Annotated in this window: 8 protein-coding genes; 4 read left to right on the forward strand and 4 right to left on the reverse strand. The window is 66.4% G+C overall.

Annotation, left to right across the window (positions count from 1 at the left end):
• Positions 1-9 precede the first annotated feature (9 nt).
• Complete coding sequence (locus J7I84_RS02850; RefSeq protein ID WP_214940350.1) at positions 10-1,467, reverse strand: Gfo/Idh/MocA family protein; 1,458 nt, start codon at positions 1,465-1,467, stop codon at positions 10-12.
• A 344-nt stretch (positions 1,468-1,811) separates the two neighbouring features.
• Here J7I84_RS02850 and J7I84_RS02855 point away from each other — a divergent pair, with 344 nt between their 5' ends.
• A complete protein-coding gene (locus J7I84_RS02855; RefSeq protein WP_214940353.1) occupies positions 1,812-2,846 on the forward strand; it encodes a LacI family DNA-binding transcriptional regulator in 1,035 nt (344 codons plus the stop codon).
• A 31-nt stretch (positions 2,847-2,877) separates the two neighbouring features.
• Positions 2,878-4,212 carry an alpha-hydroxy acid oxidase gene (locus J7I84_RS02860; protein ID WP_285291168.1) on the forward strand — a complete coding sequence of 445 codons (1,335 nt, stop codon included), beginning with the start codon at positions 2,878-2,880 and terminating at the stop codon, positions 4,210-4,212.
• Positions 4,213-4,235: 23 nt separating this feature from the next.
• Here J7I84_RS02860 and J7I84_RS02865 read toward each other — a convergent pair whose 3' ends face one another.
• Both J7I84_RS02865 and J7I84_RS02870 read right to left on the reverse strand, forming a co-directional pair.
• Positions 4,236-4,853, reverse strand: a complete 618-nt coding sequence (locus tag J7I84_RS02865; RefSeq protein WP_214940357.1) for a helix-turn-helix transcriptional regulator — start codon at positions 4,851-4,853, stop codon at positions 4,236-4,238.
• Positions 4,854-4,922: 69 nt separating this feature from the next.
• Positions 4,923-6,134, reverse strand: a complete 1,212-nt coding sequence (locus J7I84_RS02870; protein WP_214940361.1) for an acetoin utilization protein AcuC — start codon at positions 6,132-6,134, stop codon at positions 4,923-4,925.
• Positions 6,135-6,238: 104 nt separating this feature from the next.
• Between J7I84_RS02870 and J7I84_RS02875 the strand changes: the two genes are divergently transcribed.
• A complete protein-coding gene (locus tag J7I84_RS02875) occupies positions 6,239-7,672 on the forward strand; it encodes a TrkH family potassium uptake protein (protein ID WP_214940363.1) in 1,434 nt (477 codons plus the stop codon).
• Entirely contained in the window at positions 7,665-8,351 is a 687-nt protein-coding gene (locus J7I84_RS02880) for a TrkA family potassium uptake protein (RefSeq protein ID WP_056328631.1), read from the forward strand. The genes J7I84_RS02875 and J7I84_RS02880 overlap by 8 nt, the downstream gene beginning before the upstream one ends.
• Before the next feature lie 12 nt (positions 8,352-8,363).
• On the opposite strand, the gene proC is transcribed toward J7I84_RS02880, so the two are convergent.
• Complete coding sequence (proC, locus tag J7I84_RS02885; RefSeq protein WP_214940366.1) at positions 8,364-9,197, reverse strand: pyrroline-5-carboxylate reductase; 834 nt, start codon at positions 9,195-9,197, stop codon at positions 8,364-8,366.
• Positions 9,198-9,688 lie beyond the last annotated feature (491 nt).

The raw sequence follows: 9,688 nt of genomic DNA on the forward strand, positions 1-9,688 counted from the left end.
GTTTTCCCTCTACTTGCCGCGGCGAAGGTCGACCCCGAGGTCCAGGTCCTCGACGCGGACGGGCAGGGACGTTTCCAGCGAGCGGTTTCCGGCGATGCCCACGGACACCGACCGCAGCCCGTCCAGGTAACCGGACGGACGGCCCAGCGGATCCTCGCCCGGGCCGTTAAAGAGGTCCGAGAGCAGCAGTTCGTCGCCGCCGCCGTGGCCGCCCTCACCGTTGATGATGGGCACCTCATACGCCGCTTCCCAGTGGCGCTGGACCACCAGGCGCTCGCCGTTGCGGCGCACGGCGTCCTCTTCTTCCACCGGTGTGGCGCTCGGGTCCACCACGGTTTTCTGGTCCGTGCTGTGCAGGACGGCGGCGCGTTCCACCACCTCAAGTTCGGCCCGGCCCTCGGTACCGTTGACCGCCACCCGGTAGCCCTCCCAGGGGCTGTGGGCGTTCAGCGAGTAGCTAAGCCGGGGTCCACGCTCGTATTCCACCACCAGGGCAAGATTGTCCTCGATGGTGATGCCGCCGGTGAACACATCCTGGTCGCGGCGGTAGCCGTCGTAGTGCTCGTTGTCCAGGAACAGCGCCTTGAGCCGCTCGTCTTCCCTCAGGTCAAGCGCAAAGGGGTCCTTCGGTGCGTTGGGGGCATCGACGTCGGGCGTTCCGCGTTCGGGGCGGGGCCCAAGCCCGCGTTCGGCAGCGTTCTTGTCGCCGTAGAACTTCAGGCCGCCGGAGGCGAAGACGCGCTCCGGGACATCGTCGATCCACCAGTTGACCAGGTCGAAGTGGTGGGATGCCTTGTGGATGAGCAGGCCGCCGGAATTCTTCTTCTCGCGGTGCCAGCGGCGGAAGTAGTCGGCGCCGTGAACCGTGTCCAGGACCCAGCTGAAGTCGATGGATGTGACCTTGCCGATCACACCGCTCTGGATGATTTCCTTGAGCGCGCTGTTGCGCGGCGAATAACGGTAGTTGAACGTGACCACCACATTCCGCCCGGTCTCGTGCACGGCCTGGACGATGCGGCGGCAGCTTTCGGCGTCGATGGTCAGCGGCTTTTCGACGACGACGTCCGCTCCGGCGCGGAGTCCCTCCACGATGTAGTCCGCGTGGGTGTAATCCGGCGTGGTGACGATGATCCGGTCGATGTTGTTGGCCTGGATGAAGGCAGTGAGGTCCGCGGGATCAAAGGATGCCACGGGGCCCGGGGCGCCGAGTTCCTGGATGAGCTTCTGGTAGAACTCCACGCGGCCGGGGTTCACGTCGGAGAAGGCCACCAGTTCGGCGGTGTCCGCGTGCTTGCCGAAGATGGCGCGGATGTACATTTCGGAACGGCCGCCGGTGCCGATCAGGGCGATGCGGGCCTTCCGGCCACCCTGCCGTTCGGTGGATGGGGCGGCGGCGGTGGCGGTCCCGGCGGCAGTGCCGGGCCTGGAAGCAGCTGCGGCCGGAGTGGTCTCGGCTGTGTTGACCATGGGGTCCCTTTCGAAAGCTCATTACCCGGCCGTGGGAACGGCCGCTGTCGTGCGGGCATTGGCGCTCAGGTGCACCACGCGAGAAAGCGTTTTCTCAGTTCTCTATAGAAGTTGTATCAACCCACCTGGGGATCGGTCAACCACTCCAGCGCTGAAAGAAAGCGTTTTCTAGGTCCTTTTGCGATCGCATGGCGGCCAGTACGGGAAAATCGTGGGAAAAGAGTAGAAATCGCTTTCCCGCTGCCGTATATGCTGTCTTTCAAAGCACCTGCCGCAAGGCGGCCTGCCCCGAACACCAACTGTTCCCGGTGGCGCCGGCCGGCGGCGCAAAAGAAGGGTTCCCTATGGCCAGGAAATCGGCAAGCGGCCGGATCGGCATTGCGGATGTCGCCGTGAAGGCGGGAGTTTCCCACGCCACCGTTTCGCGTGTCATGAACGGGAACTTTACGGTGGACCCGGACATCGCGGCCAGGGTCCGCGCAGCCGCCGCGGAACTGAAGTACCAGCCCAACCCGGTAGGCCGCAGCCTGGCCCTGGGCAAGACCGACACCATCGGCATCGTGGTGCCGGACCTGGCCAACCCCACCTTCCAGGCAATCCTCCGCGGCCTGAGCCGGGCGGCAGCCCAGGACGGCTACCGCGTGCTCATCGCCGACTCATTCGAAGTGTCCAGCGAGGAATCCATCCTTGCCGGCGAGGCCCGCCGGCGGTGTGACGGCCTGGTCCTGTGCGCCCCGCGCATGACCGATGCGGAACTCGAGGAGATTGTCCCTTCGCTCCACCCGCTGGTGCTGATCAACCGCACCACCGCCGCCCCGGATGTGCCCAGCCTCGTGGTGGACTACGGCCAGGGCGTCCAGGACATCGCCGGGCATCTGGTGCAACTGGGCCACACCCACCTGGCCTTCCTCGCCGGGCCGCCACACAGCGCCTCCAACGACATGCGGCTCAAGGCCCTGGAAACCTTCAAGGCCGCCCACCCCGATGTGGACGTCACAATGCTGGAAGGCGGCTCGGACTTCGACACGGGGCACGAAGCGGTGGATGCCGTGCTGGCCAGCGGGGCCACCGGAATCCTGGCCTTCAATGACCTGGTGGCCATGGGCCTGATGAGTGGCCTCCACGAGCGCGGCCTGGACATCCCCGGCGACATTTCCGTGACCGGCTTCGACGACATCCCCTTTGCCAAATATACGACGCCGGCACTCACCACCGGCGCGGTCCCCATCACCGAACTGGGGGAACAGGCATGGCATCAGCTCCGGGCGCTGATCCGCAAGGAAGGGAACGAAACCCCCGGCGGCCGCTACCAGCCACGGCTGGAAGTCCGGGCCAGCACGGGTCCCGCCAAGGCCCCACGGAGCACCGTCCACGGCTGACCCGCGAAGCTATCTGACCATTGGAGGAACCATGACCCACACCATCCAGCCCAATAACCCGGAGGCAATCCCGGCGCCGGGGACCACGGACATCCCCGCAGCGCCGGGACCTGCTGCGGGTCCGTCGTCGTCCGCCCTTCCCGCGGCCCTCAAGCGGCGCGTCCCCAAGTATTCGGACCTCGCGCCCCTGATGCAGTTCAAGAAGCCGGAGTTCAGCAAGGCTGCCCGGCTGCAGCGGGCCAGCACCATCTGGGAACTCCGCGACATCGCCAAACGCCGCACGCCCAAAGCCCCTTTCGACTACACGGACGGGGCAGCCGAGGCGGAGATCACCCTTCGCCGCGCCCGCCAGGCATTCCTGGACATCGAATTCCGGCCCGGCATCCTGCGGAACGTCTCCAGCATCGACCTCAGCACCGACATCCTGGGCAAGCCGTCGCGCCTGCCCGTAGGCATCGCCCCCACCGGCTTCACCAGGATGATGCAGTCCGAGGGCGAGTACGCCGGATCGCAGGCAGCCGAGGCGGCCGGGATCCCCTACACGCTGTCCACCATGGGCACCGCCTCCATCGAGGACGTAGCCCAAGCGGCGCCGAACGGGCGCAACTGGTTCCAGCTGTACCTGTGGACGGACCGGGACCGCTCCCTGGAATTGATTGAACGCGCCGCCAAGGCGGGCAACGACACCCTCATGGTCACCGTGGACACCGCCGTTGCCGGCGCCCGCCTCCGTGACGTCCGCAACGGCATGACCATCCCGCCGGCACTGACCCTCAAGACAGTTTTGGATGCCTCCTACCGGCCGGCCTGGTGGTTCAACTTCCTCACCCACGAGCCGCTGACCTTCGCCTCACTGTCGCGCTATACCGGCACAGTCGCGGACCTGATCAACTCCATGTTCGACCCCACGCTGACGTTCGGGGACCTGGACTGGCTGCGTGAAACCTGGAAGGGCAAGCTGGTGGTCAAGGGCATCCAGACCGTCGAGGACGCCCGCCGGGTGGTGGACCATGGCGCCGACGGCGTGGTGCTGTCCAACCATGGCGGCCGCCAGCTGGACCGGGCACCCATCCCGTTCCACCTGCTCCCCGAGGTCAAGCAGGCCTTCACCGCTGACAACACCGACGCCGCCATCATCCTGGACACCGGCATCATGAGCGGTGCGGACATCGTGGCGGCGCTGGCCCTGGGCGCTGACTTCACGCTGATTGGCCGCGCCTACCTCTACGGACTGATGGCCGGGGGCCGCGCCGGGGTGGACCGTACCCTGCAGATCCTCGAAAAGGACATGGCCCGCACCATGGCCCTGCTGGGAGTCAGCCGGATTTCCGAGCTCAGCCCGGACCACGTGCGCCTGACCAAGTAAGCCCTGCCTCGTCCGGCCGTACCCTATTTCTTCCGGCCGAATTTGGGAAGGTTGGGGAGGTTGGCCAGCAGGTCCGCGGCCTTGGTGGCGGCTCGGCCAACGGTCCGGCCGATCTGCTGCGGAACGGTGTCGTCGCTGAGTGGGCCGGCGGTGCCGCCGGGAATGACGACGGCGGGGCTCAGCTCGGCCCCTTCCCGCACCAGCACGGGCGCCGGGGCTTCCGCACGGGGTGTCTGCGACGGCGCCGGCTCCACGGCCCGGGGGGCCGGCTGGAGTGAAGCGGCCGCAGCGGCGACCCCTTCCTGCAGGTGGGCGGGCACTACCGGGCCGGGGACAGCGTGGCCATGGCCTGCCGGCGAGTCTGCGGCGTCGGCGCCAGTGCCGACGTCGAAGGTTTCCAGCCAGCTGGCGATGCCCTCCAGCGGGCCCCGGTTCAAGGCGTAGTAGCGCTTTTGGCCTTGGGCGCGCATGCTGACCAGCTGTGCTTCGCGGAGGACTTTCAGGTGCTTGGAGATGGTGGGCTGGCTTGCGGCCAGTTCCTCCACCAGTTCCCCCACGGCTTTGTCGCCTGCCCGAAGGGCCACCAGGATGTCCCGCCGGGTGGATTCCGCTATGACGGCAAATACGTCGTCTGTCACCATGCCTCCCACCCTAGCGACATATACGTCTAAAGGCATCCACTATTTCGGCGCCGCAGGCTTCACGCCGGACTAGTCGAACCATGGATCCAGGCCGTGCAGCGGGAACACTGCCTTGCGGGTGGCCATAACGGTGCGGTCAACGGCATCGTTTGGGTCGAAACCTACTTCCCAGGACCGCCACCACAGTTCCACGTCGTCCCCCATGAGGGCGGGCGCCTCGGTGCCGAACTTCTCCATGACGTACTGCCGCCAGTCCCCCGGCACGGGCGTACGCAGCGGCACGGGCCGTCCAGCGGCTATGGCCACCAAGTGGCTCCATGCCCGCGGCACCACGTCCAGCACGTTGTAACCTCCGCCGCCGGTGGCGATCCAGCGGCCGTCGCAATAACGCTCGGCCAGATGCCCGACGCCGTTCGCTGCCTCGCGCTGTCCGTCCACACTGAGGTTGAGGTTCGTGAGGGGGTCGCTGCGGTGCGAGTCGCAGCCGTGCTGACTCACGATCACCTCAGGCTCGAAAGCCCCCACCACTTGGGGCACCACCGCGTAGAAGGCGCGCAGCCAGCCGGCATCCCCGGTGCCTGCCGGCAGTGCTACGTTCACCGCCGTCCCCTCGGCCGCCGGACCGCCGATTTCGTTGGCGAACCCGGTACCGGGAAACAGCGTCAGCCCCGACTCGTGCAGCGAGAGCGTGAGGACGCGGGGATCGTCCCAGAAGATGTTTTGGGTGCCGTCCCCGTGGTGGGCGTCGACGTCGATGTAGGCCACCTTGCGCACGCCGCCGTCGAGCAGCTTTTGCACGGCGAGAGCGGCATCGTTGTAGATGCAGAATCCGCTGGCGCGCTCCCGGCCGGCGTGGTGCATTCCGCCGCCGAAGTTCACGGCGTGCAGGGCCGAGCCGTCCAGCACGCACTGGGCCGCCAGCAGCGAACCGCCGGCCAGGCGGGCTGCGGCCTCGTGCATGCCGGCAAACGCTGGGTCGTCCTCGGTTCCAAGCCCGCGCGACTCGTCCGGCTGCGAAGGGTCCGCACTGACCCGGTGGACTGCGGCCACATACTCGGGTGAGTGGACGGACTGCAGCTCAGCATCGGATGCCGGCTCCGGCGCCGCCAGGTGCACGTTGTCCAGGTCGAAGAGCCCCAGGCTGCGGGACAGGCGCGCGGTCAGGTCCATGCGCTCCGGCGCCATGGGGTGGCCCGGGCCGAAGTTGTAAGCTGTCATGTCAGGACTCCACGCCACCATCGTCGGTGGCGCAGGCTGGCTGAGTCCGGGCAGGTATGTCATCAATCACAGGCTACCCGAGCCCGCGCAGCCGCCGGATCGGCCGTGACGCGGGCTTTAGTGGTTTACTACTGAAGGAAGCCGATTCAACCGAGGAAAAGCCACACATGACGCAAAGCCAGTCGAGGCCCCGGACCCCGGCCCCCTGGCACCCCCCGGCGCAGGAGCGGGAGGGCCTCTGGATCTTCACGCGGCTGCGCGACTTCATTGACGACATTGCCAACACCTCCCCCGCCCGGCTGGCACTGACCGCGTTCGCCGCCGTCTGCACGGTGTTCACTTTCCTGCTGTCCCTGCCCGTTTCTTCAGCTGACGGAACACCCACCCCGGTCCACCAAGCGCTGTTCACGGCCGTCTCGGCGGTGTGCGTCACGGGACTCACAGTGGTGTCGACGGCGGTCCACTGGTCCTTCTTCGGCCAGCTGGTGATCCTGGTGGGCATCTTCATCGGCGGCTTGGGCACGTTGACGCTGGCGTCGTTGCTGGCGCTCATGGTGAGCAAGCGGCTGGGCGTGCGCGGCAAGATCATTGCCGCGGAGTCCATGAACAACGCAGGACGCCTGGGCGAGGTGGGTACGCTGCTCCGGATCGTCATCACCACCTCGGTGGTCATCGAGGGCATCCTGGCGCTCGCGCTGGTCCCGCGGTTCCTCACCCTGGGTGAGCCGTTCTGGGAGTCTGTCTGGCACGGCGTCTTCTATTCCATTTCCTCGTTCAACAACGCCGGATTCACGCCGCACTCAGACGGCATCGTGCCCTACGAGACGGACCTGTGGATCCTGGTCCCCCTGATGGTGGGGGTCTTCCTGGGCAGCCTGGGGTTCCCGGTGGTGATGGTCCTGCAACAGAACGGCCTGAACTGGAAGAAATGGAACCTCCACACCAAGCTCACCATCCAGGTGTCCCTCATCCTCCTGGTGGCAGGAGCCTTCCTCTGGGCGCTGATGGAATGGGACAACACCCGGACCATTGGCTCCATGGGCGTGGGCGACAAGATCACGCACGCGCTCTTCGCCTCCGTGATGACCCGTTCGGGCGGATTCAACCTGGTGGACCAGAACCAGATGGACTCCACCACCATGCTGCTGACCGACGCCCTGATGTTCGCCGGCGGCGGCTCAGCGTCGACGGCGGGCGGCATCAAGGTGACCACCATCGCCGTAATGTTCCTGGCCATCATCGCCGAAGCCCGCGGCGACGCCGACGTCAAGGTATATGGCCGGACCATCCCGCAGGGCGCCATGCGGGTGGCCATCTCCGTCATCGTCGCCGGCGCCACCCTGGTGTCAGTGTCGGCATTCCTGCTGCTGCACATCAGCGGCCAGTCCCTTGACCGCGTACTGTTTGAAACCATTTCCGCGTTCGCCACCGTGGGGCTCAGCACCAATTTGAGCGCCGAAGTGCCGCCCGCCGGCGTCTATGTCCTCACGGTGCTGATGTTCGCCGGCCGCGTGGGTACCGTTACCCTCGCCGCGGCATTGGCCCTGCGCCAGCGCAGCCAGTTGTACCACTATCCCGAAGAGAGGCCGATCATTGGCTAGTTCCACAGACGCCGCCCGGCGCCCCGCCCATAACGCCCCGGTACTGGTGATCGGGCTGGGCCGCTTCGGATCATCCACCGCCGAGCAACTGGTCAAGCAGGGCCGGGAAGTGCTCGCCATTGAACGGGACCGGAACCTGGTGCAGAAATGGGCACCCCTCCTGACCCACGTGGTGGAGGCGGACGCCACCAATATTGATGCCCTGCGCCAGCTGGGCGCCCAGGAGTTCAGCTCCGCCGTCGTGGGCGTGGGCACTTCCATCGAATCCTCGGTGCTGATCACCGTGAACCTGGTGGACCTCGGCATCGAGCACCTCTGGGTCAAGGCCATCACGCCCTCGCACGGCAAGATCCTGACCCGGATCGGCGCCAACCACGTCATCTACCCCGAGGCCGACGCCGGTGTCCGCGCCGCCCACCTGGTTTCCGGGCGCATGCTGGACTTCATCGAGTTCGACGACGACTTTGCCATCGTGAAGATGTACCCGCCGCGCGAGACCGTGGGATTCACCCTGGACGAGTCAAAGGTCCGTTCCAAGTACGGCGTGACCATTGTGGGCGTGAAGTCCCCGGGTGAAGACTTCACGTACGCCCGGCCCGAAACCAAGGTGTCCTCACGGGACATGCTGATCGTCTCCGGCCACGTAGACCTGCTGGAGAGGTTCGCGGCCCGGCCATAGCTTTCGCTGGGGTCAGCCGAGCTGCCTGGTGATTTCCGCTGCCCGGTCTGCTGCCGCGCGTGCGCCCGCCGCGATGATGGCCGGGATGCCCTGTTCGTCAAAGGTGGCGATGGCCCGTTCGGTGGTGCCGTTGGGGCTGGTGACGGCTTTGCGCAGCGCTGCGGGGTCCGCCCCGGGCTGGGCCAGCATGAAGCCCGCACCCGCCACGGTTTCGCGTGCCAGCAGCAGCGACAACTCCCGGTCCAGGCCCAGTTCCTCTCCTGCCGACGCCATGGCCTCGGCGAGGTAGAAAGCGTAGGCAGGGCCGGAGCCACTGATGGCCGAGAGCGCATCCACCTGCGCCTCGGGAACCTGTACAACAGTTCCGGCTCCCTGCAGCATGTCCTTGACCATCTGGAGCTGTTCCGGGGTGCAGTTCGTTCCGGGTGAGACGGATACGACGCCGCGGCCCAGCTTTGCCGGGGTGTTGGGCATGGTCCGGATCACCGGTTGCCCCGCGGGGAGCGCGGCCTCGAGCTGGGCGATGGACACCGCCGCAGCCACGCTGACCACCACGGTATCCTGCGAAAGGGCCGGGCCGATTTCCCGCGCCAGCTCCGCTGTGCCCGCGGGTTTGACGCCAAGGATGACGACGGCGGATCCTTTGGCGGCCTGCTTGTTGTTGTCGGGCTCTTCCTCCCCGGCAATGGCGGTGATCCCGTGGTACCGCTCGGCCAGTTCCGAGGCACGCCCAGCGCGGCGGACCGTGGCTACGACGTCCCCGGGATCCTTCCCCGCCTCCAACAGTCCACCAAGAATGGCTTCGTTCATGGATCCACAGCCAAGGAATGCGATTCGGTTGCTCATGCCTCCATCATTGCAGTTCGCATGCATTCACAGGCAACTCCCATCTTCAGCGCAGGGAGCACACAAGTTGGGGTCCTAACGTAGTTATTACCTCATTGAGGGTGCGAGTGATGCGGCAGGCATGGGGATGCCTGCCAGGGCACCGGTGGCACGGCAACAGGTTTTCCCCCATTTTCCTGTTGCCGGCCCCGGTGCTTCCGCTTTTAACCGCTGATATGTAGGTTGGATTGTCAAGAGGGCAGAGATGAGCGGCTCCTGGGCCCGTGTGGTTCCGGCCGCTCATCGGGTGCCGGTCCGGTCGTGGTGTGAGTGGTGGTGGCGAGTCGTTTTCGACTGGCAGTGTCAGGCTGACATTCGCGGGTTGGTTACCGCATGACGATGTGTTCGGCTGGAGCTTTATCGGTGTCTAGGATCGAGCGTCGACGGTTTGGTCCGTCTGCTCATAGCGGTTTCTCGAGTTAGCTCCGCGTGCTGCCATCGCCACGTGCACC

Origin of the sequence: Arthrobacter sp. ISL-85 (assembly GCF_018613675.1) — a bacterium.
Taxonomy (GTDB): domain Bacteria; phylum Actinomycetota; class Actinomycetes; order Actinomycetales; family Micrococcaceae; genus Arthrobacter.

Bases quoted from the DNA above. Each gene is read 5' to 3' on its own strand.
- J7I84_RS02855 (WP_214940353.1), top strand. From the start codon at position 1,812: ATGGCCAGGAAATCGGCAAGCGGCCGGATCGGCATTGCGGATGTCGCC.
- J7I84_RS02870 (WP_214940361.1), bottom strand. From the start codon at position 6,134: ATGACATACCTGCCCGGACTCAGCCAGCCTGCGCCACCGACGATGGTG.
- proC (WP_214940366.1), bottom strand. From the start codon at position 9,197: ATGAGCAACCGAATCGCATTCCTTGGCTGTGGATCCATGAACGAAGCC.
- J7I84_RS02850 (WP_214940350.1), bottom strand. From the start codon at position 1,467: ATGGTCAACACAGCCGAGACCACTCCGGCCGCAGCTGCTTCCAGGCCC.
- J7I84_RS02865 (WP_214940357.1), bottom strand. From the start codon at position 4,853: ATGGTGACAGACGACGTATTTGCCGTCATAGCGGAATCCACCCGGCGG.
- J7I84_RS02860 (WP_285291168.1), top strand. From the start codon at position 2,878: ATGACCCACACCATCCAGCCCAATAACCCGGAGGCAATCCCGGCGCCG.
- J7I84_RS02875 (WP_214940363.1), top strand. From the start codon at position 6,239: ATGACGCAAAGCCAGTCGAGGCCCCGGACCCCGGCCCCCTGGCACCCC.